The 24,898-nt window shown below is 74.0% G+C and carries 22 protein-coding genes; 8 read left to right on the top strand and 14 right to left on the bottom strand.

Annotated elements, in window-relative coordinates; all coding sequences use genetic code 11:
* Window positions 1-54: 54 nt before the first annotated feature.
* Window positions 55-1,149, bottom strand: coding sequence for an amidohydrolase family protein (locus tag ABD973_RS24835; protein ID WP_345502179.1), 1,095 nt, complete (start codon window positions 1,147-1,149; stop codon window positions 55-57).
* Window positions 1,150-1,213: 64 nt separating this feature from the next.
* Here ABD973_RS24835 and ABD973_RS24830 point away from each other — a divergent pair, with 64 nt between their 5' ends.
* Window positions 1,214-2,284 carry a pyridoxal-phosphate-dependent aminotransferase family protein gene (locus tag ABD973_RS24830; protein WP_345502177.1) on the top strand — a complete coding sequence of 357 codons (1,071 nt, stop codon included), beginning with the start codon at window positions 1,214-1,216 and terminating at the stop codon, window positions 2,282-2,284.
* 190 nt (window positions 2,285-2,474) lie between these two features.
* Here ABD973_RS24830 and ABD973_RS24825 read toward each other — a convergent pair whose 3' ends face one another.
* The 9 genes from ABD973_RS24825 to ABD973_RS24785 form a co-directional block, all read right to left on the bottom strand.
* Window positions 2,475-3,560, bottom strand: a complete 1,086-nt coding sequence (locus ABD973_RS24825; RefSeq protein ID WP_345502175.1) for an aminotransferase class V-fold PLP-dependent enzyme — start codon at window positions 3,558-3,560, stop codon at window positions 2,475-2,477.
* Window positions 3,561-3,653: 93 nt separating this feature from the next.
* Window positions 3,654-5,630, bottom strand: a complete 1,977-nt coding sequence (locus tag ABD973_RS24820; RefSeq protein WP_345502173.1) for a DNA/RNA non-specific endonuclease — start codon at window positions 5,628-5,630, stop codon at window positions 3,654-3,656.
* Between the two features lie 243 nt (window positions 5,631-5,873).
* Window positions 5,874-6,581 (bottom strand): DsbA family oxidoreductase, encoded by a 708-nt coding sequence (locus ABD973_RS24815; RefSeq protein ID WP_345502171.1) that lies wholly within the window; start codon window positions 6,579-6,581, stop codon window positions 5,874-5,876.
* 62 nt (window positions 6,582-6,643) lie between these two features.
* Window positions 6,644-7,135, bottom strand: coding sequence for a GNAT family N-acetyltransferase (locus tag ABD973_RS24810; protein ID WP_345502169.1), 492 nt, complete (start codon window positions 7,133-7,135; stop codon window positions 6,644-6,646).
* 62 nt (window positions 7,136-7,197) lie between these two features.
* Entirely contained in the window at window positions 7,198-8,646 is a 1,449-nt protein-coding gene (locus tag ABD973_RS24805) for a peptidoglycan D,D-transpeptidase FtsI family protein (RefSeq protein WP_125601594.1), read from the bottom strand.
* Between the two features lie 62 nt (window positions 8,647-8,708).
* A complete protein-coding gene (locus tag ABD973_RS24800) occupies window positions 8,709-9,374 on the bottom strand; it encodes a response regulator transcription factor (RefSeq protein ID WP_125820732.1) in 666 nt (221 codons plus the stop codon).
* Window positions 9,371-10,711, bottom strand: a complete 1,341-nt coding sequence (locus ABD973_RS24795) for a sensor histidine kinase (protein WP_345502164.1) — start codon at window positions 10,709-10,711, stop codon at window positions 9,371-9,373. Before ABD973_RS24795 ends, ABD973_RS24800 begins: the two co-directional genes overlap by 4 nt.
* 82 nt (window positions 10,712-10,793) lie before the next feature.
* Window positions 10,794-11,798: a hypothetical protein gene (locus ABD973_RS24790; protein WP_241253188.1), complete on the bottom strand. Its 1,005-nt coding sequence runs from the start codon at window positions 11,796-11,798 to the stop codon at window positions 10,794-10,796.
* A 92-nt stretch (window positions 11,799-11,890) separates the two neighbouring features.
* Window positions 11,891-12,691 (bottom strand): IclR family transcriptional regulator, encoded by an 801-nt coding sequence (locus ABD973_RS24785; protein ID WP_125604074.1) that lies wholly within the window; start codon window positions 12,689-12,691, stop codon window positions 11,891-11,893.
* 136 nt (window positions 12,692-12,827) lie between these two features.
* Here ABD973_RS24785 and ABD973_RS24780 point away from each other — a divergent pair, with 136 nt between their 5' ends.
* From ABD973_RS24780 to ABD973_RS24765, 4 genes are all read left to right on the top strand, one after another.
* The gene (locus tag ABD973_RS24780) at window positions 12,828-14,354 is read left to right on the top strand and encodes an aldehyde dehydrogenase (NADP(+)) (protein ID WP_125820734.1); all 1,527 of its coding nucleotides are present in this window, start codon (window positions 12,828-12,830) and stop codon (window positions 14,352-14,354) included.
* 42 nt (window positions 14,355-14,396) lie between these two features.
* Window positions 14,397-14,618 carry a hypothetical protein gene (locus tag ABD973_RS24775; protein ID WP_125604072.1) on the top strand — a complete coding sequence of 74 codons (222 nt, stop codon included), beginning with the start codon at window positions 14,397-14,399 and terminating at the stop codon, window positions 14,616-14,618.
* 53 nt (window positions 14,619-14,671) lie between these two features.
* A complete protein-coding gene (locus ABD973_RS24770; RefSeq protein WP_206436503.1) occupies window positions 14,672-15,859 on the top strand; it encodes a TerD family protein in 1,188 nt (395 codons plus the stop codon).
* Between the two features lie 113 nt (window positions 15,860-15,972).
* A complete protein-coding gene (locus ABD973_RS24765; protein WP_164720863.1) occupies window positions 15,973-16,149 on the top strand; it encodes a hypothetical protein in 177 nt (58 codons plus the stop codon).
* 52 nt (window positions 16,150-16,201) lie between these two features.
* Here the strand turns inward: ABD973_RS24765 and ABD973_RS24760 are convergent, their stop codons facing one another.
* Both ABD973_RS24760 and ABD973_RS24755 read right to left on the bottom strand, forming a co-directional pair.
* Window positions 16,202-17,650, bottom strand: coding sequence for an alkaline phosphatase PhoX (locus tag ABD973_RS24760; protein ID WP_125820736.1), 1,449 nt, complete (start codon window positions 17,648-17,650; stop codon window positions 16,202-16,204).
* Window positions 17,651-18,000: 350 nt separating this feature from the next.
* A complete protein-coding gene (locus ABD973_RS24755; protein WP_125820737.1) occupies window positions 18,001-19,503 on the bottom strand; it encodes a hypothetical protein in 1,503 nt (500 codons plus the stop codon).
* 329 nt (window positions 19,504-19,832) lie between these two features.
* Between ABD973_RS24755 and ABD973_RS24750 the strand changes: the two genes are divergently transcribed.
* The 3 genes from ABD973_RS24750 to ABD973_RS24740 all read left to right on the top strand — a co-directional run bounded on the left by ABD973_RS24750 (window position 19,833) and on the right by ABD973_RS24740 (window position 22,515).
* Window positions 19,833-21,674, top strand: a complete 1,842-nt coding sequence (locus ABD973_RS24750; protein ID WP_345502159.1) for an endonuclease/exonuclease/phosphatase family protein — start codon at window positions 19,833-19,835, stop codon at window positions 21,672-21,674.
* A gap of 198 nt (window positions 21,675-21,872) precedes the next feature.
* Window positions 21,873-22,127 (top strand): hypothetical protein, encoded by a 255-nt coding sequence (locus ABD973_RS24745; RefSeq protein ID WP_241253189.1) that lies wholly within the window; start codon window positions 21,873-21,875, stop codon window positions 22,125-22,127.
* Window positions 22,128-22,353: 226 nt separating this feature from the next.
* Window positions 22,354-22,515, top strand: a complete 162-nt coding sequence (locus ABD973_RS24740; protein WP_345502157.1) for an RICIN domain-containing protein — start codon at window positions 22,354-22,356, stop codon at window positions 22,513-22,515.
* A gap of 94 nt (window positions 22,516-22,609) precedes the next feature.
* Here the strand turns inward: ABD973_RS24740 and dapD are convergent, their stop codons facing one another.
* Window positions 22,610-23,590, bottom strand: a complete 981-nt coding sequence (dapD, locus tag ABD973_RS24735) for a 2,3,4,5-tetrahydropyridine-2,6-dicarboxylate N-succinyltransferase (protein ID WP_125820740.1) — start codon at window positions 23,588-23,590, stop codon at window positions 22,610-22,612.
* 9 nt (window positions 23,591-23,599) lie between these two features.
* Window positions 23,600-24,865 (bottom strand): MFS transporter, encoded by a 1,266-nt coding sequence (locus ABD973_RS24730; protein WP_425586119.1) that lies wholly within the window; start codon window positions 24,863-24,865, stop codon window positions 23,600-23,602.
* Window positions 24,866-24,898 lie beyond the last annotated feature (33 nt).

Genomic DNA, 24,898 nt, shown 5'->3' with positions numbered 1-24,898 from the left:
TGAGTTCACCCCAAAGGGTGGATTCCACGCATGTTTTCGATTTGTGACGCCTCCCTAGGCGCGGATCACCCCGTTCACGACGACCCGGTCCGGCTGTGCCAGGGCCCGTACGTCGGCCCGGGGGTCGGTGGCGTAGACGACGAGGTCGGCCGGGGCGCCTTCGGTGAGGCCGGGGCGGCCGAGCCACGCGCGGGCCGCCCAGGCCGTGGCCGAGAGGGCGTCCAGCGGCGGGATGCCGGCCTTCACGAGCTCCGCGACCTCGGCGGCGACCAGGCCGTGCGGCAGGGAGCCGCCCGCGTCGGTGCCGACGTACACCTGGACGCCCGCGTCCCAGGCCGCCCGGACGGTGTCGTAGCGCCGCTCGTGGAGCCGGCGCATGTGCGCCGACCAGCGGGGGAACTTGGCCTCGCCGCCCGCCGCCAGCTTCGGGAACGTGGCGATGTTGACGAGGGTCGGGACGATCGCCACGCCGCGCTCCGCGAAGAGGGGGATGGTGTCCTCGGTGAGCCCGGTGGCGTGCTCGACGCAGTCGATGCCCGCCTCGACGAGGTCCCGCAGCGAGTCCTCCGCGAAGCAGTGCGCGGTGACCCGGGCGCCGAGGCGGTGCGCCTCGGCGATGGCGGCCTCGACCTCCTCGCGCGGCCAGCAGGCCGTCAGGTCTCCGGCGTCGCGGTCGATCCAGTCGCCGACGAGCTTGACCCATCCGTCGCCGCGCCGTGCCTCGCGGGCGACGTACTCGACGAGCTGCGGCGGTTCGATCTCGTGGGCGTAGTTGCGGATGTAGCGGCGGGTGCGGGCGATGTGCCGGCCCGCTCGGATGATCTTCGGGAGGTCGTCGCGGTCGTCGATCCAGCGGGTGTCGGAGGGGGATCCGGCGTCGCGGACGAGGAGGGTGCCGGCGTCCCGGTCGGTGAGGGCCTGCGCCTCGGCGGTGGGGGCGTCGACCGGGCCGTGGGCGTCGAGGCCCACGTGGCAGTGCGCGTCGACCAGGCCGGGCAGGGCCCATCCGGTGACCGTGGTGACCTCGCGGGCGGCGGTCGGCCGCTCGTAGGAGATCCGTCCGCCGACGACCCACAGTTCGTCGCGCACCTCGTGGGGCCCGACGAGTACGCGTCCCTTCACATGGAGCACACCGTTGTGATCACTCATGTCCGCACTGTACGTGCGTGCTGGGTAGGCTCGGCCGGTAACCCCGGACGAAGAGAGCACCGACGTGACCCACCCCCTGCTGGACCTGCCGCCGCTGACCGCCGAGCACTTCGCGTCGATCGAGCGGGGGGTGGCGCGGCTGCTGGACACCCGGCACGACGTGGTGGTCACCCAGGGCGAGGCGCTGCTGCCGCTGGAGGGGTGCATCCGCTCGGGGGCGCGGCCGGGTTCGACGGCGCTGAACGTCGTCACCGGGCCGTACGGGACCACCTTCGGCAACTGGCTGCGCGATGCCGGGGCGAACGTGGTGGACCTGGCGGTGCCCTTCGACACGGCGGTGAGCGGCGAGCAGGTGGCCCGCGCCCTGGCGGAGCACCCGGAGATCGACTTCGTGTCGCTGGTGCACGCCGAGGCGGCCACCGGCAACACCAATCCTGTCGCGGAGATCGGCGAGGCGGTACGGGCGCACGGGGCGCTGTTCATGCTGGACGCGGTGGCTTCGGTGGGGGCGGAGCCGCTGCTGCCGGACGCGTGGGGCGTGGACCTGTGCGTGATCGGCGCGCAGAAGGCGATGGGCGGCCCGGCGGGGGTGTCGGCGGTGTCGGTGAGCGACCGGGCCTGGGAGCGGTTCGCGGCCAACCCGGCGGCGCCGCGCCGCTCGTACCTGTCGCTGCTGGACTGGAAGGAGCGCTGGATCGACGGCGGCCGCAAGGCGCTGCTGCACGCGCCCGCGCAGCTGGAGATGCTGGCGCTGGAGGCGTGCCTGGACCGGATCGGGGCCGAGGGGCTGGCGGGCGTGCTGGAGCGGCACGCCTCGGCGGCGCGGGCGACCCGGGCGGGCGCGGCGGCGCTGGGTCTCGCGCCGTGGGTGGGTGACCCGGCGCAGGCCGCTCCGGTGGCGACGACGCTGCGGGTCGCGGACGCCGCGCTGGTGGTGGCGAAGGCGGTGGCGGCGGATCCGGCGGCCCCGCTCGCGGCGGGCGGCGGGGCGCTGGCCGGGGAGATGGTCCGGGTCAACCACTACGGCCCGGACGCGTCGCCGGAGGCGGTCGGGGCCGCGCTGGGGGCGCTGGCCCGTGCCCTGGACGCCGATCCGGCGCCGGCTCTGGCCGCGGCTTCGGCGTCCTGGGCGTAGCTCCGGGGCCGCGCCGTGCCCGCCGGACGCGCGTGCGGGCCGGCCCGGACGCGACTCCGGCCGGACGGACGTGTCGGCCTGACGTGTCCGCCGGACGTGTCCGCCGGACGTGTCGGCCGGACGGACGTGCCGGGCCGCAACCGCCACCTCCGGAAGCCGGGCGGCGGACGCGCGTCCCCGCGGGCGCCGGTCAGCCGGCCAGGGCGTCCAGCAGCCGGTCCACGTCCGCCTCGGTGTTGTAGAGGTGGAAGGAGGCCCGCAGGGCGCCGTCGCGGGCGGAGGTGTGGATCCCGGCGGCCGCCAGGTCGGGCTGGCGGTGGGCCAGGCCCGGTACCGACACGATGGGGGCGTCGCCGGGGACTGGCTCGTGGCCGAGGCGGGCGAGTCCTTCCCGGTAGCGGGCGGCGAGGGCGGTGTCGTGGGCGTGGACGGCGTCGATGCCGACGCGCTCCAGCAGCGCCAGTGAGGGCTCGGCGGCGTGGTACGGGAGGAAGGCCGCGGACTCGTCGAAGCGGCGGGCGTCGGCGGCCAGTTGCCGCATGGGGCCGTAGACGGCGTCCCACTTGGACTCGGCCGCCACCCAGCCGGCGTGCAGCGGGGTCAGTCCGGGCTGGGCCTCCTCCGAGACCGTCAGGTACGAGGCGCCGCGGCCGCCGAGCAGCCACTTGTAGCCGCCGGTGACGGTGTACTCGTACGGCGTGGCGTCGAAGGGCAGCCAGCCGGCGGCCTGGGTGGCGTCCACGAGCATCCGCGCCCCGTGGGCGGTGGTCGCCGTACGGACGGCGGCGAGGTCCGCGCTCCGGCCGTCGGCGGACTGGACGGCGCTGAGGGCGACGAGGGCAGTGCCGGGGCGGACGGCTTCGGCGAGGGATTCCAGCGGGGCGAAGCGGACCTTGAGGTCGCCGCGGAGCACGAAGGGGTTCAAGACGGAGGCGAAGTCACGCTCCGGGACCAGGACTTCGGCGCCGGGCGGCAGGGAGGCGGCGATCAGTCCCACGTGGACGGCGACGGACGAGCCGACGGCGACGCGCCGCGGGTCGGCCGAGACCAGCCGGGCGAAGGCGGCCCGCACCCGCTCGACGACGCCGAAGTCGCCCGCTCCGGCGGGCAGTCCGGCGCCCGCCGCCTCGGCCAGCTCCCGTACCGCGGCGACGGAGGCCTTCGGGAGGACTCCGGCGCCGGCGGTGTTGAGGTAGGTGGTGGAGTGCGCGAACTCGGCGGCGCACACGCGGGAAACGCGGGAAGCGTGGGACACGTGGGTGAGCGGAAGATCCATGCCGTCCACTCTGCGCCGACGCGGACTGAAAGTCCATTGCCTGTTTTTACATGCAGTCACAAAGCGATGCTTATGGGAGGGGCTCGGGGCGGGTCAGCTCCAGTCGATGTCGGCCAGGCTCTCCAGCGGGGCGCGGTCCTCCAGGGACTCCGGCACCACGAGCGTGTCCGCCTCGGTCATCGCGGCCGGGAAGCGCAGGTGCGCCTGCCGCTGGATCTCGGTGGCCTTGACCTGGAACACGCGGAACTCGTCCAGCTCGAGGGCCTCGGGCAGGTTCAGGTTCTGCGTGAGCAGGAAGGCCTTGCACTTGAGCTTTCCCCGGTCCGAGTAGACGAGGACCTTCCAGAAGGCGCGGGGTATCCGGACGCCCTTGAAGAGGCGGTCGTCCTCCTGGAAGACGGGTCCGCCGAAGACGCTGACCCTGAGGTCGTCGACGTCGACGTCCTCGAACACGGCGTCCTCCAGCTTGCCCCAGATGCCGCCCCGCATGCTCTGGTTGAAGTCGTCCATCTGCGGGGTGATGTTGGTGTAGAAGAACGAGTCCCGGTTGGCCTTCTCCGCCTCGGGCAGCGGCCCCCAGCAGAGGTCGGCGCGGCGGGCGATGTGACCGCGGTCGAGCCGGTTGTTCCTGCCGCGGTACAGCTCGTTGCTGACCTGGGCTTCGGCCGGCAGCCGGGGGTCCTTGACGAACTCGATCCCCTCACGGCTGAGCTTCTTGATCGCGCCGCCGTCGATGTTCCAGGCCACCCAGAAGGCGAACCGCCGCTGCTTGCTCAGCGCCAGCGAGAAGTGGGTGTACGGGATCACCTCGGAGCCGTCGAGCCGGACGGCGTCCTCCTTGACCGAGGGGTTGAGGGACGGGGTGCCGATCGGCACGGTCAGGAAGCCCGGGTCGTAGCCCGTCAGCGCCTCCAGGGAGCCGGCCGCCGGCCGCTCCAGGGTGACCTTCAGCTGCTCGAAGACCGCGTGCGGGAAGCAGGCCAGGGCCCGGTCCTCGGGGTCGGAGTCGCCCTCGCCGCCGAAGTGCAGTCCGGCCAGCACGTCGGTCGGCTTGCCCGTGCGCGAGGTGAACATCCAGGCCGCGCCGGAGTCGCCCGGCTTGCTGATCTCGTCGCCGGGGGCCGGGTGCCTGGGGTCGGGGCCTATCTCGAAGCACTCGATCTCCTTCACCCCGACGGGGCGGCCGTAGTCCACGCTGACCTTGGCGAAGGGACGGGTCACCACGCCGTGGGTGACGCCGGTGGTCCGGCCGCTCTTGATCACCTTGTCGTCGATCTGCGGCTCGCCGAGCTTCCTCGGGGTGACCCCGAGGCTGAGGATGTCCGTCTCGACGGCGCGCTCCGTGATGGTCGAGACGGCGCAGTCGCCGGCCGTGCCGAGGTGGGCGCGGCGCAGGGCGCCGAGGCGGTTGGCGGCGGTGCGGCTGTCGTCGTCGGTCCCCGGCTGTACGACCTGGTCGCCCATCCGGCCGTCGTGCCCGCCCAGCACGTGCCAGTTGCTCAGCAGGCAGGGGGCGCCGTCGTTCTTGTCGAAGACGATGCAGCCGAGGGTGCCGGCGTGCAGGTGGACGTTTCCGACGCTCACGCCCGGACGGACCGGGTCCACGCGCTTCTGCCGTTCCGGCGTCTGCGCCTCGGGGACGACGAGGAAGTGGGGCTGGTAGCTGCGCTCGATCACGTCGGTGGGCAGGACGATGCCGCCGCCGATGTCGATGGCCGGGGGTATCTCCGCGGTGCCCAGCGACCGCATCACCTCGGGCTGCACCTTGCTGTCCACGGTGAACTGGAGGGTGAGTTCCTTGCCGCGCTTGCCGTTGGTCTCCTTGTAGCCGATGCCGATCGAGGAGATGTTCGGGTCCTTGAGGTAGCCGGAGCCGTGGGTGCGGATGAACCGCTTGGCCGAGCTGACGATCTTGTCCTGGGCGTCCGCGGGGGTGGCGGCGGGCCTGGCTGCCGTGGTCCCGGCTGCCGTGGTCCCGGCTGCCGTGCTCCTGGCTCCTGCGCTCCTGGCTGCCGTGCTCCTGGCTGCCGTGGTCCCGGGCTTGGCGGACGCACGCTTCGTGGCGGTCATCGGGGTCTCCTTCCGCAAAGGAGTCGGGTCCCCGAGTTGGTTGAAGCGGAAGCGAATTGGCTCCCCCCGGCCGCCGCCGGAGGTGCCTCCGGCGGGCAGGGCGGGGCCTGTGCCGTGCGCGTGTACGTCCAGCCTACGGCCGGGCCGGCGGGCGGGCGCGCCGAGCGGCCGGCGGCCGCGCTTACGTGCGGCGGGGCGCCCGGTACGGGAGGTACGCGGGCGCCCCGGCGGCGGGAGGGGCGGTCAGCCCTGGGGGACGGCGCAGGCGCCGTCGGGCTCGCAGGCCTCGGCGTCGGGGGCCGTCTCCACGGTCTCGCGCCCGGCCCAGGCCTGCTCCAGGGCCCGGGTGAAGACCTCGGCGGGCTGGCCGCCGGAGATGCCGTAGCGGCGGTCGAGGACGAAGAACGGCACGGCGTTGGCGCCCAGTTCGGCCGCCTCGCGCTCGTCGGCCCGCACCCGGTCCGCGTAGGCGGAGTCGTCGGCGAGCACCTCGCGGGCCTCGGCCTCGTCCAGTCCGGCCTCGACGGCCAGGGCAAGCAGCACCTCGGGGTCGAAGACGGACCGCTGCTCGGCGAAGTTGGCCCGGAAGGCGAGGTCGAGGAGCTGCTCCTGCCGGCCGCGGGCGGCGGCCAGGTGCAGCAGGCGGTGGATGTCGAAGGTGTTGCCGTGGTCGCGGCCGTCGGTGCGGTAGTCCAGGCCCTCCGCGCGGGCGCTGGCGGCGACGTGCTCCTCCATCGCGCGGGCCTCGTCGAGGGTGCGTCCGTACTTGCGGGCGAGCATCTCCAGGACGGGGGCCGTGACGCCCTTGGGGCCGTTGGGGTCGAGTTCGAAGGAGCGGAAGACGACCTCCACCTCGTCGCGGTGCGCGAACTCGGCCAGGCCCTTGGCGAACCGGGCCTTTCCGATATAGCACCAGGGGCAGGCGATATCGGACCAGATTTCGACGCGCATGTTCCTTCTTCTCTCCGGGTACGACTGGACGGTTTCCGGTTCAACCATCCGGGGGTCCCGTCTCATTCCCCGGACGCCGGACCGACCTCGAGCCAGAGCGTGCGGTGGGAGCCCGCCGGGGTCCCCGCCGGGTCGGGGCGCCAGCCGTGGGAGGCGTAGAAGGCCTGGGCGCGCAGGTTGTGCTCGTAGACCTCCAGGCGGACCCGCTCGATCCCGGCCCGCCGCCAGGCGGCGAGGCAGGCCGCGTGCAGGGCGGCTCCGGTGCCCCGGCGCCACTGGTCGGGGTCCACGTGGAGCTGGGTGAGGGTGGTCACGCCGTCGGCGGTGAGGAAGGCCGCCACCCCGGTGACCCGGCCGTCCCGCTCGGCGCACAGCACCTGGCCCTGCGCCGCCGGGCGGGCCACCGCCCGCTCCCAGCCCTCGCGGCTGCGCGCCGCCTCGGACTCGCCCGCGTAGGCCGCCTCGGGCACGCGGCCCCGGTAGTAGGTGGCCCTGGCCCTGGTGTGCAGGGCGGCGATGGCGTCGAGGTCGCTGGCGAGCGCGGTCCGGATCATGGGAGGGGGAACGCCCCGGGAACCGTGTCGGTTCCCGGGGCGTCGGCACCGGCGCGCGGCGGCTACTTCTTCAGCCACGCCGCCATCATCTTCTGGGCGATCGGCGCGGCCAGCTTGCCGCCGCCGATCTCGGAACGGTCGGTGTCCGAGTTCTCGATCATCACGGCGACGGCGATCTGCTTGCCGCCCGCCTTCGCGTACGAGGTGAACCAGGCCAGCGGCGGGATGTTGTTGTTGACGCCCCGCTGGGCCGTGCCGGTCTTGCCGCCGACCTCGGCGCCCGCGACCTGGGCGGGCTTGCCGCCGCCCTCGGTGGCCACCGTGCGCATGGCGTCCTGGAGCATGGAGGCCGTCTTCGGGTTCATCACCTGCTCGGTCTTCGGGTCCTTGAAGTCCTCCAGCACGTTGCCGTCGGCGTCGGTCACCTGGGAGACCATGTGCGGGGCGACGAGCTTGCCGCCGTTCTGGATCGCGGCGGTCACCATGGCCATCTGGAGCGGGGTGGCCTGTACGTCGAACTGGCCGATACCCGTCTGCGCGACCTGGTCGACCGACAGCTTCTTGGTGGGGTACTTGCTCGGCGGGTTGGTGCGGACCGGGGTGTCGATCGGGGTGTTGAAGCCGAGCTTCTCCGCCATCGCCCGCATCTTGTCCTGGCCGAGCTTGGAGGCGAGGTCCGCGAAGACGTTGTTGCAGGACAGCTTGAGGGCGGTGCGGGCCGAGACGTTGTTGCAGGCCTCGTCGCCCGCCTCGCTGGGCAGCTTGGTGCGGGTGCCGGGGATCGTGTACGCGCCCTGTACGCCGGTCGGCGTGTCGATGCTCGTCACCAGGCCGTTCTCGATCGCCGCGGCGAGGGTGACCAGCTTGAAGGTGGAGCCGGGGGCCTGCGGTTTGCGGAGGGCCACGTTCTCCATGGCCTTGCCCTTGTCGGCGGACAGTTCGTCCCAGGCCGCCTGGTCGTTCGCACCGGTGATGCGGCCCGGGTCGTAGGACGGGTTGTTGACCACGGCGAGGATCTGGCCCGTCGCCGGGTCGATGGCCACGGCCGCGCCCTGCTTGCCGTTCAGCGCGTCGTACGCGGCCTTCTGCACGCCCTTGTCGATGGTGGTGAGGACGTTGCCCGGGTCGGCCCGCTTGTTGGTGAGCATGTCCATCACCGTCTTCAGCCGGGTGTCCGAGCCGTTGAGGACGTTCTTGTAGACGCCCTCCAGCATCGTCGTGCCGAAGGCCTGGGAGCTGTGGCCGGTGATGGGGGCGTAGAGCGGACCGTCCACGTAGGTCCGCTTGTACCCGAAGTCCTTGCCGCCCGTCTTCGTGGAGCCGGTGATCGACTCACCGCCCACGATGATGTTCCCCAGCGGGTTCTCGTACTGCCCGATGAGGTTGCGCCGGTTGTTCTTGTCGTCTGCGAGGGCCTGGCCTTGGTACGCCTGCACCCAGGTGACCCGCACCATGAGGGCCAGCACCAGAAGCAGACAGAAGACCGACGCACGCCTGATCGTCTTGTTCATCCCCCAGAAGGACGTACCAGCGGCCGTGACCGTTCCGCTCTGCCCCGATTGTGGCCGGGTTCTCAGCCTTTCTTCATGATGAAGCCCCCCTCGTAGGCGGCGATGACGGCCTGGGTGCGGTCGCGGGAGCCGGTCTTGGCGAGGACCGCGGCCACATGGGTCTTGACCGTCTGCGGGCCCACGCCCAGGTGCTCGCTCATCTCCTGGTTGGACAGTCCGGTGGCCATCAGGCGCAGGACGTCGGCCTCCCGGTCGGTGAGCCGCGCCGCCCAGGCGGGTGCCGGGGGCTGGGCGGCCGCGGCGTGGGCGGCGGCCAGGGCACGGACCGCCGCCGGGAACAGCAGCGAGTCCCCGCGGGCGACGAGGCGGACCGCGCCGATCAGCTCGTCGGGGTCGGCCCGCTTGAGGAGGAAGCCGGATGCGCCGGCGCGCAGCGCGTCGTAGACGTAGGAGTCGTTCTCGAAGGTGGTGACGACCACGATCCGGGGCGGGGTGGGCATGGAACGCAGGATCTGGGCGGTGGCCCCGAGGCCGTCGATCTCCGGCATGCGGACGTCCATCAGCACCACGTCGGGGGTCAGCGAGCGGACCAGGGCGACGGCCTCGGCGCCCGTGGCCGCCTCGCCGACGACCTCCATGTCGGGTTCCGCGTCGAGGATGACCCGCAGTGCGGTGCGGACCATCCGCTCGTCGTCGGCGACGACGACGCGCAACGGCGGCCGGCTCATCGCCCGGCTCCGCCGGCCGCGCCGGCCGGTGTGGTGGGGGAGCCGAGCGGGAGGACCGCGCGCAGCCGCCACCGGCCCTCGTGCGGGCCGGCCTCGACGCGGCCGCCGAGCAGGGCGGCCCGCTCGGCGGCGCCGTGCAGTCCGCGGCCCCCGGTGGTGCGCCGCCGCTCGGCGTCGGGGGCGGGCGGGGCCTGGGCGGGCGGGTTGGTCATGGTGATCTCCAGTTCGCGGTGGCCGTCGGGGGTGTGGACGCGCAGGTGCAGGGCGATGGGGCCCAGGCCGTGGCGCAGGGCGTTGCTCAGGCCCTCCTGGACGATCCGGTAGGCCTCGCGGGAGGCGATGGCCGGGAGCTGCTCCCAGTCCCCGGCCGGGCCGGGGTCCTGGCTGGCGGTGACGGTGGTGCCGCCGGCCCGGGTGCGGGCCAGCAGCCCGTCGAGGTCGGCCGCGAGGGTCGGGGCCGGCGCGGCGTCGGCCCGGGCGGGGTCCCCGTCGCGCAGCAGGCCGAGGACCGTGTCGAGCTCGCCGACCGTGCGCCGGGTGGTCTCCTCGATCGCGGCGAGCGCCTCCCTCACGAACTCCGGGTCGCGGTCGAGCACCCGCCGGGCCGCGCCCGCCTGGAGGGTGACGGCGCTCAGGGCGTGCCCCACGGCGTCGTGCAGCTCCCGCGCCAGCCGGTTGCGGACGGCGAGGTCGGCGGCCCGTTCCTCGGCGGCGGCCAGCCGGTCCGCCGCGGTCGGTCCGAGGAGCACGGGTGCCAGCCGGGCCAGCAGCGCCGCCGCCACCGCGGAGCTCACGACGACCAGGACCAGCAGCCCCACCCCGAGGAAGGGAGTGACGTACGGGTTCGCCGCGCTGCTGAACCAGCCCGCCCCGAGGGGTGCCCGGCGCAGGGTGGCGGAGAACGGTACGAGGATCAGCACCAGCGCCATGGGGGTGGCCGCGAGGGTCATCCCGCTGATCACCGCGCCGACGCCCAGGTGCAGGGTCCACCAGGCGGCGGCCCGCCACCGGGAGCCCCACGAGCGGGCGGGCCCGTCGGCCAGCAGGTCCCCCGGGACCCCGCACAGGGCCCGCACGGCCGTCACCGACAGCGGCCGCACCAGCCCGAACAGCCCGGTCACGGCGGCCGGGGGCAGCGCGGCGGCGTAAGAGGCGAGGGTCAGGGTCGGGGAGGCCAGGACGTTGCCCCGGCCGGCCACGACACCGACCCATACCTGGCTGAGCAGGAAGTAGGGCATCAGCAGGGCGCCGCCGAGTATCAGGTGCACCCAGCGCAGCCGGGCCCGCGCCCCCAGTACGGCCCCGCTCCGGCGGCGCACCGCCGCTGTCCCGCTCATACCCGTCCCTCCCCCGTTCTTCCCCGTGCCCCGCGCCCTCGCGCCCCCGTGCCCCGTGCCCCGTGCCCCCGGTCCGTACGTGTCAGCCTTCGCGGCGGGAGCGGAGGTGGCGTACGAGGACCGCCCCCGCGAGCAGCCCGGTGATCATCTCGCCAGCGTAGGTCAGGCGGTCGACGGTGGTGGCCGGTTCGCCCGCCCTGAAGTCCACTCCGAACGTGGTGGCCAGCATGAACGCGCCCCAGGCCAGCATCGTCGCCGAGCCGGTCCAGGTGAGGGCCAGCGGCCACCGCGCCGGGCGCGCACCGCCCCGGGCCAGCAGCAGCGCCCCGGCCGCCGCCGCGAACGCGCACACCGCGTAGGCCCCCGACACCACGCCCGTCTCCGCCGAGTACGCCGCCACCCGCTGGGCGGGCAGCCCGGCGCTCCCGCCGAAGGCCCAGTACAGGTACGCCGCGCCCAGCACGGTGCCCGCCAGTGCCGCGGCTCCCGCCACCACCCCCGTGGGAGACGGGAGCCGCTGCCCCGGCGCGCCCAGCCGGCGTCCGCCCCAGCGCTCCCGCGCATGGGAGACGAACAGTCCGGCCAGCGCTGTCCCCTGGGCGATGAAGCCGGTGTAGACGACGACGAACACCCAGGATTCCAGGAAGGGTGCGTGTCCCGCCTTCGCCGCTTCCCCGACGCCCAGGCCCACGGCCTTGACGAGGGCTTGCGCGGGGAACCCCAGGGCGATCGGGGTGAGCAGGCCGGTGGCCACGTACGCCGGAACGACGAGGAGCCATCCCGGCAGCCGTCTGCCCCAGGGCCTGGTGAGCGCCAGGACGAGCACGATGACGGTGGCGTCCATGGCCAGGGTCACCGCGTTGGCGACGGTGACCGGGATGCCGCCCTCCAGCAGCACGCTGCCCTCGGGTATCCCGATGTGGCTCCCGGCCAGCCAGGCCGCCTTGAGGGTCAGGTAGGGGACGGTGGCCGCCAGCGCGACGGCCCGCAGGACCCGCCGCCCCGTCCCGAGACGGGGCGAGGGGATGCCGGTGTCGCCGGTGGTGTCGGCCGGGCGGCTCGCGTGGACTGCTCGTGTCGTCGTCATGTCCCCACGGTCGCCCGCGCCGGCCCCCCGCCGCCTCCCCCGCGAAGGTGAACCGCCTCCCCCGCACGGGGGAGGCGGTGCCCGGCGGGGTCTCACATGCGCCGGGTCACGACCGAGAGCCGGTCGCGCGCCTCGAACAGGGCCGCCTTGATGGCCCGTTCGTGGTCCTCCGTCAGCCGTGCCACCGGCACCGAGCAGCTCACCGCGTCGCGGGCCGGCGTCCGGTACGGGATGGCCACGCCGAAGCAGCGCAGGCCGAGCGTGTTCTCCTCCCGGTCCAGCGCGTACCCCTGCTCCCGGACCAGCGCGAGCTCCTCCACCAGCTGCTCCCGGTCGGTGATGGTGTGCTCCGTGACCGCCTCGAGCCGCTTGGGCAGCAGCGCGCGCACCTCCTCGTCGGTGTGCGAGGCCAGCAGCGCCTTGCCGAGGGCCGTGGAGTGGACGGGGAGCCTGCGCCCCACCCGGGTGAAGGGCCGCAGGTAGTGCTGGGACTGGCGGGTGGCCAGGTAGACCACGCTCGTCCCGTCCAGCCGCGCCAGGTGGATGGTCTCCGTGGTGTCGTCGGAGAGCCGGTCCAGGGTGGGCCGGGCCGCCGCGACGACCTCGTCGCCGTCGATGTACGAGCTCCCGACCAGCAGGGCCCGTACGCCGATGCCGTACCGCGTGCCGGTGGCGTCGGTCTCCACCCAGCCCAGGTTCACCAGCGTGCGCAGCAGCATGTAGAGGCTGGACTTGGGCAGGGAGAGGTCGTTCTGGATGTCGGCGAGGCTGTGCAGGCCCGGCCGTGCCGCGAAGTGCTCCAGCAGCAGGACGGTGCGCACCGCCGACTTCACCGGCGCCGCCGGCCCGGGGACCCCCGGCTCGGCCGGGCCGGCCGTCTCCGCTGTCGTCATACGCCTCTTCCCCTCTGGTCGGCTCTGATCGCCTCTTGTCACCCGGTGGACGCGGAAATAGAGTCCGCAGCAGCAGTGATCATTCATCCACCGGAACGGCGTTCAGAATACTGAACGGTCCAGGAGGTAGCGGGCCATGGCAGGGACACCAGTCTGGAGTGTGGACCCCCGCACCGGGAAGCAGCTCGAAGAGGTTGCGGCGGAAGCCACACCCCAGGACGTGGACCGGGCCGTGCGCGCGGCCCACCAGGCCCGCGGGGCCCTCGCCGACGCGGCCCTGCGGGCCCGTTTCCTGCGCACCGCCGCCGAGTTCCTCGACGGGGCCGGGCAGGCCGTGGTGGAGGCCGCCGACGCCGAGACCGCGCTGGGCTCCGGCCGCCTCACCGGCGAGCTGGCCCGCACCACCGGCCAGCTGCGCGCCTTCGCCGACGCCGTCGAGGAGGGCTCCCACCTCGACGTCCGGATCGACCGGGCCGACCCCTCCCTCAGCCCGCCGCGACCCGAACTGCGCCGCTACAAGGTGCCGCTGGGCGTGGTCGCCGTCTACGCCGCCTCCAACTTCCCGCTGGCCTTCTCCGTGCCCGGCGGCGACACAGCGAGCGCGCTGGCCGCGGGCTGCCCGGTGGTGGTCAAGGCCCACCCCGACCACCCGGCCACCTCCGAGCTGTGCGCCTCCCTGCTGCGCCGGGCCGCGGTGGCGTGCGGGCTGCCCGCGGAACTGGTCACCGTCCTGCACGGCTTCGACGCCGGGGTGGAGCTGGTCCGCCACCCCCTGGTGTCCGCCGCCGGGTTCACCGGTTCCGTCCGCGGCGGCCGGGCGCTGTTCGACGCGGCCGCCGCGCGGCCGGTGCCGATCCCCTTCCACGGCGAGCTCGGCTCCCTCAACCCCGTCGTCGTCACCCCGGCGGCCGCCGCCGAGCGCGCCGAGGAGATCGGCTCCGGGCTCGCGGGCTCGGTCACCCTCGGCGTGGGCCAGTTCTGCGTCAAGCCCGGCCTGGTCCTGGTCCCCGAGGGCCCCGACGGCGACCGGCTGACCGGAGCGCTCGCCACGTCCCTCGGCGAGAGCGGCCCCGGGGTCCTGCTCGACCACCGGATGCGGGAGAACTTCCTGGCCGGCGTCCGGGAACGGGCCGCCCTCCCCGGGGTCACCGCGCCCGTCGCCCCCGGTCCGGGCGGCGAGCACGCCGTCGGCGCCGGCTTCCTGAGCGTGCGGGCGGCCACCCTGCTGGAGGGCGGCGCCCACGAGGTGCTCCTGGAGGAGTGCTTCGGGCCCGTCACCGTCGTCGTCCGGTACGCCGGCCAGGGCGAGGCCGCTGCGGTCCTGGACCGGCTCGGCGGGAACCTGAGCGCCACCCTGCAGCTCTCGCGGGCCGAGACCGAGGGCGCGCCCGGACCGGCCGCCGCGCTGATCGCGCAGGTCACGGGGCTGGCCGGGCGGATCGTGGTGAACGGCTGGCCGACCGGCGTCGCGGTGGCCCCGGCCCAGCACCACGGCGGCCCGTACCCGGCGGCCACCTCGCACTCCACCTCCGTCGGCGGCACCGCGATCGAGCGGTGGCTGCGCCCGGTGGCCTACCAGTCGGTGCCCGATGCCCTGCTCCCGCCGGAGCTGCGCGAGGCCAACCCGCTGGGCCTGCCGCGCCGCGTGACCGGCACCGCGTAATTCCGTTGCCGCCCCGCCCGCCGGCGGGGCAGGCTGCGCTCCATGCCGAAGCCACAGGGGTTCACGTACGAGGTGCACAGCGACCGCACCGTCCGCATCACGCACCGGGGCCGCGCCGCGGGCACCCTGCGGGGGCCCCGGGCCGACAAGTTCCTGGCCGAGGTCGAGTCCGGTGACGCGCAGCTGGTGATGGCCCGCTGGACCGGCTCCTACAAGTTCGGCAACGAGCGCGCCGCCCGCGAGCACCCCCGCAACCGGCGCTGAAAATCCCGCCGAGGGTAAGGGAACGGCAAAGCCGCTCCGCTCGTTCTCCGGGCATGACCGCTATGACCCCTGGTTCCAACCTGCCGCTCGACACCGCCCGCGTGACGGTGGACGTGGCTGCCCCGGTGCGTCTCGACGTGTCGGGGCTCCTGCTCGCGGCGGACGGCAAGGTGCGCTCCGATGCCGACTTCATCTTCTACAACCAGCCCTCCGGGCCCGGTGTCAGCTACCGGTCCGGTGGCGGTTCGGCGCCGGACTCCATCACCGTGGACACCGGCGGGCTGCCGCCCGGCATCGAGCGGATCGTGGTCACCGCCAGCCCCGACGCCGCCGGGCAGACCTTCCAGGGCGTCGAGCCCACCGCCACCGTGCGGGACGCGGCCGGCGGCGCGGTAATCGCCACCTTCACCCCGCCGCGGCTCGGCCCGGAGACGGCCCTCGTGGTCGTGGAGATCTACCAGCGCGGCGGCGTCTGGAAGGTGCGCGCGGTCGGCCAGGGGTACGCCAACGGCCTCGCGGGCATCGCCACCGACTTCGGCGTCTCCGTGGACGAGGAGCCGGCCCCGCCGGCGGCCGCCGCCGCTCCGGTCACCCCGGCCGCTCCGGTCGCCCCGCCGGCCCCTGTCGCCCCGCCGGCCCCCGCCGCCGCTCCCGTGGGCGGCGGGAAGATCAACCTCGACAAGGGCCGGGTCAGCCTCCAGAAGAACCAGACCGTGTCCCTGGTCAAGGGCGGCCGCCCGCTGCTCTCCCAGGTCAAGATGGGGCTGGGCTGGGAGCCGGCCTACGGCGGCCGCGACATCGACCTCGACGCGTCCGTCATCGCCTACGGCCCGCAGCGCAACTTCATCGACAGCTGCTACTTCGGCAAGCTGTCGATCCTCGGCGGAGCGATCAAGCACTCGGGCGACAACCTCACGGGTGACGGCGCCGGGGACGACGAGGTGATCGTCGTGGACCTGGGCCGGCTGCCCGCCGAGGCCACCGGCCTGGTCTTCACGGTGAACTCCTTCTCCGGCCAGAAGTTCACCGAGGTCGCCAAGGCCTACTGCCGTCTGATCGACGCCGCGAGCGGGGAGGAGCTGGTCCGCTTCGACCTCACCAGTGCCGAGCCGCAGACGGGCGTGATGATGGCCAAGCTCATCAAGCAGTTCTCCGGCGAGTGGGAGATGACGGCCATGGGCGAGTTTGTGAAGTCCCGCACAGTGCGCGGCATGGTCAAGCCCGCCTCGCAGGCACTCTGAGCAGGTGGGCGGGCATATGCCGACACCCTGGAGCCGAGCGGCGCCCGTCCGGGTGATGGATGCCACGCGTAATCCGGAGGTGGCTGTCAGTGCCCGCCCGTAGCCTTGGATCCATGCAGAACACACTCCAGCCCGCGGGTCCCGCGCGCCCGTCCGCCGCTGAGGCGAACGAGGCGATACGGCACCTCGTCGAGACCTGGGACGGGGAGTGGCCCTCGGAGGCGTACGAGTTCCTGCTCGGGGAGTGGGCAGTGGCCTCCCGCGCCGAGGAGCTGGCCGCCGTCCAGTAGCCGGCCTCCCGGGGCACAGGGGTGCCCCGGGACCGCCGGTCCGGCGCCCGCGTCAGCGCGGGGAGCGCCGCCAGGGGCCGGTGATGGCGAGCATGATGCCCGGGTCCTGGATGTTGGCGTACAGGGTGCGCCCGTCCGGGGAGAAGCAGACCCCGGTGAATTCCGAGTACTCCGGCTTGTCGGCCGTCCCGATGTTGAGTTCGTTGCGCGCCAGCGGGTAGACGCGGCCCGACTCCGTGGCGCCGAGCAGGTGTTGCAGGCCCTCGCCGTCCTCGGCGATGACCAGGCCGCCGTAGGGCGACACCGTGATGTTGTCGGGGCCGTCGTACCCGCCGTCGGCGCCCGGGTCGCGGTTGACGCCGATCAGGACGACGAGCCGGATGGTGCGCCGCTTGGGGTCGTAGAACCACACCTGGCCGTCGTGCGCGGCGCCCGGGCTCTCCTCGCGCGCGTAGGAGGAGACGAAGTAGGCGCCCCCGTCGGCCCACCACATGCCCTCCAGCTTGCGGGCGCGGGTCACCGCCCCCGCCGCGAACTGCTTGCGCACCGAGAGGCTGCGGGCGTCGCGGTCGGCGACCTCCGCCCAGTCGACCCCGTACACGGTGCCGGTCTTCGTGGCGCGCGAGAGGTCGTCCACGAAACGGCCCTGGCTGTCGAAGCACTTGGCGGCGGCGAGCACCCCCGCGTCGGGGGCGAGGGTGCGCAGCCGGCCGCGCCCGTGCCGGAAGCCGTGCGGCGGGGTCCAGCGGTAGAGGAGCCCGTTGGGGCCGGAGGCGTCCTCGGTGAGGTAGGCGTGGCCCTGGCGCGGGTCGATGACGACGGCCTCGTGGGCGTAGCGTCCGAACGCCTTGACCGGCCGCGGGTCGCGGTTGGCCCGGCGGTCGTGCGGGTCGACCTCGAAGACGTAGCCGTGGTCCTTGGTCATGCCGTTCTTGCCGGCCAGGTCCTCGGTCTCCTCGCAGGTCAGCCAGGTTCCCCAGGGGGTGGCTCCGCCCGCGCAGTTGGTCGACGTACCGGCGACGCCCACCCATTCGGCGACCTCGCCGCCGCGCCGGACCTCCACGACGGTGCAGCCGCCGGAGGCGGCCGGGTCGTAGACGAGGCCCTCGGCGAGCGGTACGGGGTGCGCCCAGCCGCTGCGCGGGCCCTTCAGCTCGTGGTTGTTGACGAGGAGGGTGACTCCGTGGTGTCCCTCGAAGGCGGCGGTCCCGTCGTGGTTGGACGGGGTGCTCTCGCCGGATTCGAGGGTGGTGACCCCGCTGCGGGTGATCACGCGGTAGGTGAACCCGGCGGGCAGGGCGAGGAGTCCGGCGGGGTCGGGAAAGAGCGGCCCGTAGCCGGGGGCGTGCGGGCGGCCCTGGGCGTCGCGCGCGTCGGGCCGGGGGTCGTCGGCGGCGAGTGCCCCGGGGGCGGTGGCGAGGGCGCCGACCGTCCCGGTCAGTGCGACGCCCGCGCCGGCGATGACGGTGCGGGCGGTGAAGTCTCTGCGGCTGAGGGGCATCGGGTCTCCAGGGGTGGGGAGGTGGTGCGCCTGGCGTACGGTCGCAGGCGCACACGCTCCCGCCCGTACGTGAACGGCGGCTGAACTACCCGCGAATGCGGGCCGAGCCCTTGCCCGTCGGCGGAATGGCGGGATTGATGCGAACGCCGCCCCGGAATCGGCCTGTTGTGCACCCCCCGCCGGAACCGCCTGCGGTCCCGGCCCCGCACCCCCACCGCCGCGCCGGAGCATCCGCCCGGATCCCGCTCGCCCGCCGGAGCGCCCGTCCGGACGCCGCTCCCCCGCCCAGGCACGCGTCCGAACGCCGGGGGGCCTCCGACGGGCGCCCGGGCGGGCCGCCGCCGCGCTGGTCAGGGCTGCCGGGAGCGGGCCTTGAACGCGGCCTTCCGCGCCTCCTTCGAGGCCTTCTTGTCCGGGTGCAGCCGGCCCATGGCCTCCAGCACGTACGCGGTGGCGGGGTGCTCCACCCGCCACGCCTGCTCGAAGAAGCCGGTGTGGTGCTCCGTCAGGCTCCGCATCAGCAGCGGCAGCTCCTCGGTCTCCCCGTCGGCCGCGAGCTGCGCCGCGATGGTGTCCACCGTCAGCCAGAACACCATCATCTCGTCCGGCGCCGGTACGTCGGCCACCCCGTGCTCGGCGAGCCACACCCGGGCGAGTCCGCCGAGCTCCGGGTCGTCCAGGACGGCCCGGACCGCCGGCTCGGCCTCCGGCCCGGCCGGGGCGAGGGCCTGCTGGCAGCGCAGCCGGCGCAGCGGGGCGCCCTCGTCGTCACCGCGCGCGGCGGCCAGCAGTTCGGCGACGGCGTCCGGCAGGTCGCGTCCGGCCAGCCACTGCTCGATCTCGGCCTGGGCGGCGCCGCCCGGGTAGTAGGAGACGGCGTCGAGCAGCGCGTCGGCGCCCTTGTCGGCGAGCTCCCCGACGGCCGGGGCCTCGACCCCGGCTTCGAGCATCCGGGCGCGGACGCCGTACAGGCCGAGCGGGGTCAGCCGTACCATCCCGTACCGGGACACGTCCTCGTCGTCCTCCGGGCCCGCCCCGGCGCCCTGGCCCGCCTCCCCGGAGGCGGGTTCGTCCGCCTCGGCGAGCAGCGCCTCGTCGACGGGGCGGTACTCGACCAGCCCGATGGGCTCCAGCTGACGGAACTGGTCGTCGAGGCGCATCATCGCGTCCGAGACCTGTTCCAGGACGGCGTCGGTGGGGTCGCCCATCTCGTCGGGCACGATCATCGAGGCGGCGAGCACCGGCAGCGGCACCGGGCCCTCGCCGGCGCCGCCTTCGGTGACGGTGAGCAGGTAGAGGTTGGCGAGGACCCCGTCGAGGAAGTCCGCTTCCCGCTGGGGGTTCCAGTCGAGGCGGTCGAAGTCGATCTCGCCGCCCGCGTCGAGGGCGTCGACGAGGTCGTCCAGGTCGGGTACGGCCGCGTCCGCGAGGACGGTGTCCAGGGCGGCGAGCCACAGGTCGAGCACGTCACCGGGGGCGCCGCCGGCCAGCAGCGCGAGGTCCTCGCCGGGGGTGGCGGTGCCGTACTCGGGCTCGCCCGCCTCGGCGCCGTCGCCGCTGTCCTCCTCCGGCTCGGTGACGTCGACGAGGCCGGTGTCCACGGCGACCCGCCAGGCCTGGCTCGCGTACACGGGCGAGTCCTCGTCGGCGGTGTCGAGGCCGAGGACGCCGACGGCCTCGGGGAGCTGGTCGGGGGCGAGTTCGCCCCCGACGTCCACGCGGGTGTCGGGGCCGGCCCAGCGGGCGAGGCGTACGGCGCGGGCGAACAGCGGGGCGACGAGGGCGTCGCGGGCCAGCTCCGCATCGGAGTGCAGCCGTACCGGCGGCAGCGTGGGGTGCGGCTCTGCGGACATGGGGTGGTTCTCCTCGGACGGGACGCACGGGGCGGTGGGGCGGTTGAGCGGTGGGGTGTCCGGCCGGCGGTGTCCGGGCGGCGGGATGCCGTCCGGCCGTGTGGCCGAGAACACATGCGGACGGGCCGTCAGGCCCGTTGCGGCGACCCAGCGTAGACGCAATCGGGGTGCGCCCGGCGGCCATCACCTTTGGTTCATCCCACAGTCGGCCTCCGTATCCCCTGGAGGCCTTGACAACGTCCCTGGTCACCCAGGAAATTGACGCGCGTAGATGTACACGGGCCGTCAAGAGCCCGCACCTTCTCCTCCACACACCGGAGTTCCCGCCCATGCGCTCCTCGCATCCCCGTTCCGCCGCCGTCGCGGCCCTCGTCGCCACCGCGCTGGCCACCGGCCTGCTCGCGGGCACCGCCGACGCGGCCGAAGGCGCCGTGTCCGCCGATCCGATACGCATCCACGACATCCAGGGCACCACCCGGATCTCCCCCCTGAACGGCAAGCCGGTCGCCGACGTCCACGGCGTCGTCACGGGCGTGCGCACCTACGGCTCGCGCGGCTTCTGGATCCAGGACCCGGACGCCGACGACAACCCGGCCACCAGCGAGGGCGTCTTCGTCTTCACCGGCTCCGCCCCGACCGTCGCCGTCGGCGACGCCGTGAAGGTCTCCGGCACGGTCGGCGAGTACGTCCCGGGCGGCGCGAACTCCGGCAACCAGTCCGTCACCCAGATCGCCAAGCCGACCGTGACGGTGCTCTCCTCGGGCAACGCCCTGCCCGAGGCCACCGCGGTCAACGAGTACTCCGTCCCCGCGGAGTACGCCCCCGCGGGCGACCCGGCGGCCGGCGGCAGCGTCAACGGCCTGACCCTGGAGCCCTCCCGCTACGCCCTGGACTTCTACGAGTCCCTGGAGGGCATGAACGTCAGGATCGGCACCTCGCGCGTGGTCGGCGCCACCGACGCGTACGGCGAGCTGTGGGTGACGGTGAAGGGCTGGGAGAACGCCGCCAAGCGCGGCGGCACCGTCTACGGCTCGTACGAGTCCCAGAACACCGGCCGCCTCCAGATCCAGCAGCTCGCCCCGCTCGCGCAGCAGCCCTTCCCGGTGGCCAACGTCGGCGACAAGCTGACCGGCACCACCGAGGGCCCCCTGGACTTCAACCAGTTCGGCGGCTACACGCTGGTGGCGCGCGCCCTCGGCACGGTCAAGGCGGGCACCCTGGCCCCGGAGAAGACGAAGGCCCAGTCGCCCGGCGAGCTCGCGGTGGCCACGTACAACGTGGAGAACCTCGACCCGACCGACCCGCAGGAGAAGTTCGACAACCTCGCGAAGGCGGTCGTGACCAACCTGGCCTCGCCCGACATCGTGGCCCTGGAGGAGATCCAGGACGACAACGGCGCCAAGAACGACGGCACCGTCTCGGCCGAGCAGACGCTGACCAGGTTCACCGACGCGATCAAGGCGGCGGGCGGCCCGGCCTACCAGTGGCGCTCCGTCACCCCCGAGAACAACAAGGACGGCGGTGAGCCCGGCGGCAACATCCGCCAGGTGTTCCTGTTCAACCCGGAGCGCGTCTCCTTCACCGACCGCGCCGCGGGCGACGCGGTGACGGCGACCGGTGTGACGACCGAGCGCGGCAAGGCCGCACTGACCCACTCCCCCGGTCGGATCGACCCGGCGAACCCGGCGTGGGGCGACAGCCGCAAGCCGCTGGCCGGCGAGTTCCTCTTCCGCGGCCGCACGGTCTTCGTGATCGCCAACCACTTCGCCTCGAAGGGCGGCGACGAGGGCCTGACCTCGCACCACCAGCCTCCGGCGCGCAAGTCGGAGGAGAAGCGGCTCCTGCAGGCGCAGGCCGTCAACGGGTTCGTGAAGCAGCTGCTGGCGGTCGACAAGAACGCGGCCGTGCTCGCGGTCGGCGACATCAACGACTTCGAGTTCTCCGGCACGGCCAAGGCGCTGGAGGACGGCGGCGCGCTGTACTCGGCGATCAAGTCGCTGCCGAAGGCGGAACGTTACTCCTACGTCTACCAGGGCAACGCCCAGGTGCTGGACCAGATCCTGACCAGCCCGTCGATCAAGAACTTCGCGTACGACAGCGTGCACATCAACGCCGAGTTCTCCGCGCAGAACAGCGACCACGACCCGCAGGTGCTGCGCTTCCGCCCGTAACAGGGACCGCTGGGGCCCGGACGCCGTCCCCGTCCGGGCCCCACGAGGGGTTCAGGCCGGTCCTCGAACCGTGGGTACGGGACTTTCGGCCCTGGCGTGACGCTGGACACACAGGGGACAAAATCTTCCGGTTGTGGTGTTGAGTGTCCCCACGCCCGAACTTGCCCTCCTTGTACCCCCGCATCCCGGGAGGACCGCGTGTTCCCGTCCATGTCGCTCGCCCAGGAAATCGGCCTCGCCGTCCTCGCCGTGGCCGTCCTCGTGTGGGTCGTCGGTCTCGGCCACATGCTGTGGGACAGCCGCTTCCACCACCCGGAGCCAGGCGCCTGCGAGGGCCTGCCGGTGATCCCGTCCCAGCGCACCGCGGCCACGCACCCCATGGAGTCGGTGGAGCTGACCGAGGCGGAGGAGCGGGCCTTCGCGGGCCTGATCCGCACGATCGCCCTGAACTGACCGGGCGCCCCGCACCGACCGGGTGCCCCCCGGAACATCCCGGAACGCCCCTCGCCCCCGTGGCGCGAGGGGCGTTCCGGCGCGTCCGGGCGTCGGCGCCGGCATCGGTTGCGGGGCCGGTCACGCCCCCCGACAGTGGGAGAGGCAGCCGCCGCCCCGACCACCGGGGCCCGGGCGCCGGACGTGCGCCGCGGACGACGCGGCGGCCGCGACGGCCGCGGTCGCGGTGGCTGACGTCCCGGAGGGCACGTACCAGCTGGTGAACGTCCAGACCGGCAAGTGCGCGACCGTCGCGGGCGGGTCGACCACCGCCAACAACCACCCGCTCGTCCAGTTCGACTGCGACACCCACCCCTCGCGCCGCTGGTTCCTGCGCCTGGTGGACTGAGCGTCCGCCCCGCCGGAAACGGCGAGTGCCCTCCCGCGCACGGCGGGAGGGCACTCGGTGGTGACGTGGCGGCAGACGGGCGCTGCCCGCGGCGTCAGTTGTGGCTGTGCAGGACCTCGTTGAGGCCGCCCCAGTTCGCCTTGTACGGGCGGGCCTCGACGGCGCCGGTGACCGAGTTGCGGCGGAAGAGGATGTTGTCGGCGCCGGAGAGCTCCAGGGCCTTGACGATCTGGCCGTCCGGGAGGGTCACCCGGGTGCCGGCGGTGACGTAGAGGCCGGCCTCGACGACGCACTCGTCGCCGAGCGCGATGCCGATGCCCGCCTCGGCGCCGACCAGGGTGCGCTCGCCGATCGAGATGATCTGCTTGCCGCCGCCCGAGAGGGTGCCCATGGTGGACGCGCCGCCGCCGATGTCGGAGCCGTCGCCGACGACGACGCCCGCGGAGATGCGGCCCTCGACCATGGAGGTGCCCAGGGTGCCGGCGTTGAAGTTGACGAAGCCCTCGTGCATGACGGTGGTGCCCTCGGCGAGGTGCGCGCCGAGGCGGACGCGGTCGGCGTCGGCGATGCGCACGCCCTTGGGGGCGACGTAGTCGGTCATGCGCGGGAACTTGTCGATCGAGGTGACCTGGAGGTGCAGGCCCTCGGCGCGCGCGTTCAGCCGGACGGTCTCGACCTGGTCGACGGCGACGGGGCCGAGCGAGGTCCAGGCGACGTTGGTGAGCAGGCCGAAGACGCCGTCCAGGTTCTGGCCGTGCGGCTTGACCAGGCGGTGGCTCAGCAGGTGCAGGCGCAGGTACGCGTCGTGCGCGTCCAGCGGCTTGTCCTCCAGGGAGGCGATGACGGTGCGGACGGCTACGACCTCGACCCCGCGGACCGCGTCCGAGCGGATGGCCTTGGCCGCGGCGGCGCCGAGGAGCTCCACGGCCTGCTCGGCGGTGAGGCGCTCGGTGCCGGCCGGGCCGGGCGCGTCGGCCAGCTCGGGGGCGGGGAACCAGGTGTCGAGGACGGTGCCGTCGGCGGTGATGGTGGCAAGTCCGGCGGCGACGGCGCCGGTGGTACGCGTAGCAGTCATGCCCGAAACCTAACCGGCGACGGGCCGCGGTCGCGAACCGGTCTCATGTGCCGGGCGCGCGGCGTGTCGCTGCGCGCGCCGCCGGGCGGCGCGCGCCTCGGTGCGGTGCCGGGCCAGGACGACCGCGCCGGCGCCCGCCGCCAGGGCGGCGCACAGCGGCCACAGGAGGCCGGGGGCGGCCGCGTACACGGCCCCGCCGGCGGGCGGGGCGAGGACGGTCCCGCTGACCGAGACCCCGGCGTACAGGCTCTGGAAGCGGCCGACGGCGTGCTCGGGCGCCTGGTCGGCGACGTAGGCGGTGGCGGTGGTCTTGTAGAGGATCTCGCCGAGGCTGAGCAGCACCATCATGGCGACGGCGGTCGCCGCGCCGGCGCCGAGGAGCAGGGCCGCGTACCCGGCGCCGACGAGGACGAGTCCGCTTCCGATGACCGCCAGCGGCGGCCGGTCGCGCAGGGCGACGGCGGCGGGCAGTTCCAGCAGCAGGATGACGGCTCCGTTGAGGGCGATGATCAGCCCGAAGGCCCGTACGTCGAGGCCGTGGTCGGCGAGGTAGACGGGGAAGAGGGAGTACTGCTGGCGGTAGACCACGTCCACGACCAGGACCGCGCCGAGCAGCACCGGCACCGCGGGGCGCGCCCGCAGCTCCGCCCACACGCCGCCGCGGCCCTGACCCCCGTCCGGGGCCGCGGCGGGTGTGCGGGCGGCGCCGCGCGCCGGGACGACGCGGGCGGTCCAGGCGGCGAAGAAGAGGGTGCCGAGGCCGTCTGCGAGGAAGAGCCAGTCGTACGAGAGCCCGGAGGCGAGCAGGGCGCCCAGCGGCGGGCCGAGGGTGAAGCCGCCGTTGGAGACGGCGCGGACGACGGCGAAGGCCTGGCGGCGGGCCCCCTCGGGGACGGTGACGGCGACCAGGGCGGAGTTCGCCGCGCGGATGACGCCCGAGGCGTACTGGGCCACCGTCAGGGCGGCGTACAGCAGCGGGGTGGGCAGCGCGGGGAAGGCCATCAGGGCGAGCCCGCCGAGGGCGGAGGCGGCGAGCAGCACCCGGCGGTGGCCGAAGCGGTCGCCGTACCAGCCGCCCGTGAAGTTGCCGGCGACGAGTCCGATGCCGCCGATGCCGGTGGCCAGGCCCGCCTGGGCGGCGCCGAGGCCGCGGGGGCCGGTCAGGTAGAGGAAGACGAAGACGAAGGTGAAGCTGACGACGGCGTTGACGAAGACCCCCGCGGCCAGCAGCCACACGACCCTCGGTACGTCCTTGAACCCCTGCAAGCCCCGCAGCACACCCGTGTCCCCCGTATCGGTCCGTAGTGA

The organism is Streptomyces racemochromogenes, from assembly GCF_039535215.1.
Lineage (GTDB): Bacteria > Actinomycetota > Actinomycetes > Streptomycetales > Streptomycetaceae > Streptomyces > Streptomyces racemochromogenes.
This window is presented reverse-complemented; position numbering and strand designations above follow the sequence as displayed.

Coding starts and splice junctions, on each gene's coding strand:
- dapD (WP_125820740.1), bottom strand. CDS start 23,590: ATGACTGCTACGCGTACCACCGGCGCCGTCGCCGCCGGACTTGCCACC.
- ABD973_RS24755 (WP_125820737.1), bottom strand. CDS start 19,503: ATGTCCGCAGAGCCGCACCCCACGCTGCCGCCGGTACGGCTGCACTCC.
- ABD973_RS24760 (WP_125820736.1), bottom strand. CDS start 17,650: ATGCCCCTCAGCCGCAGAGACTTCACCGCCCGCACCGTCATCGCCGGC.
- ABD973_RS24765 (WP_164720863.1), top strand. CDS start 15,973: ATGCAGAACACACTCCAGCCCGCGGGTCCCGCGCGCCCGTCCGCCGCT.
- ABD973_RS24795 (WP_345502164.1), bottom strand. CDS start 10,711: ATGAGCGGGACAGCGGCGGTGCGCCGCCGGAGCGGGGCCGTACTGGGG.
- ABD973_RS24770 (WP_206436503.1), top strand. CDS start 14,672: ATGACCGCTATGACCCCTGGTTCCAACCTGCCGCTCGACACCGCCCGC.
- ABD973_RS24780 (WP_125820734.1), top strand. CDS start 12,828: ATGGCAGGGACACCAGTCTGGAGTGTGGACCCCCGCACCGGGAAGCAG.
- ABD973_RS24835 (WP_345502179.1), bottom strand. CDS start 1,149: ATGAGTGATCACAACGGTGTGCTCCATGTGAAGGGACGCGTACTCGTC.
- ABD973_RS24805 (WP_125601594.1), bottom strand. CDS start 8,646: ATGAACAAGACGATCAGGCGTGCGTCGGTCTTCTGTCTGCTTCTGGTG.
- ABD973_RS24810 (WP_345502169.1), bottom strand. CDS start 7,135: ATGATCCGGACCGCGCTCGCCAGCGACCTCGACGCCATCGCCGCCCTG.
- ABD973_RS24775 (WP_125604072.1), top strand. CDS start 14,397: ATGCCGAAGCCACAGGGGTTCACGTACGAGGTGCACAGCGACCGCACC.
- ABD973_RS24815 (WP_345502171.1), bottom strand. CDS start 6,581: ATGCGCGTCGAAATCTGGTCCGATATCGCCTGCCCCTGGTGCTATATC.
- ABD973_RS24785 (WP_125604074.1), bottom strand. CDS start 12,691: ATGACGACAGCGGAGACGGCCGGCCCGGCCGAGCCGGGGGTCCCCGGG.
- ABD973_RS24825 (WP_345502175.1), bottom strand. CDS start 3,560: ATGGATCTTCCGCTCACCCACGTGTCCCACGCTTCCCGCGTTTCCCGC.
- ABD973_RS24800 (WP_125820732.1), bottom strand. CDS start 9,374: ATGAGCCGGCCGCCGTTGCGCGTCGTCGTCGCCGACGACGAGCGGATG.
- ABD973_RS24790 (WP_241253188.1), bottom strand. CDS start 11,798: ATGACGACGACACGAGCAGTCCACGCGAGCCGCCCGGCCGACACCACC.
- ABD973_RS24750 (WP_345502159.1), top strand. CDS start 19,833: ATGCGCTCCTCGCATCCCCGTTCCGCCGCCGTCGCGGCCCTCGTCGCC.
- ABD973_RS24820 (WP_345502173.1), bottom strand. CDS start 5,630: ATGACCGCCACGAAGCGTGCGTCCGCCAAGCCCGGGACCACGGCAGCC.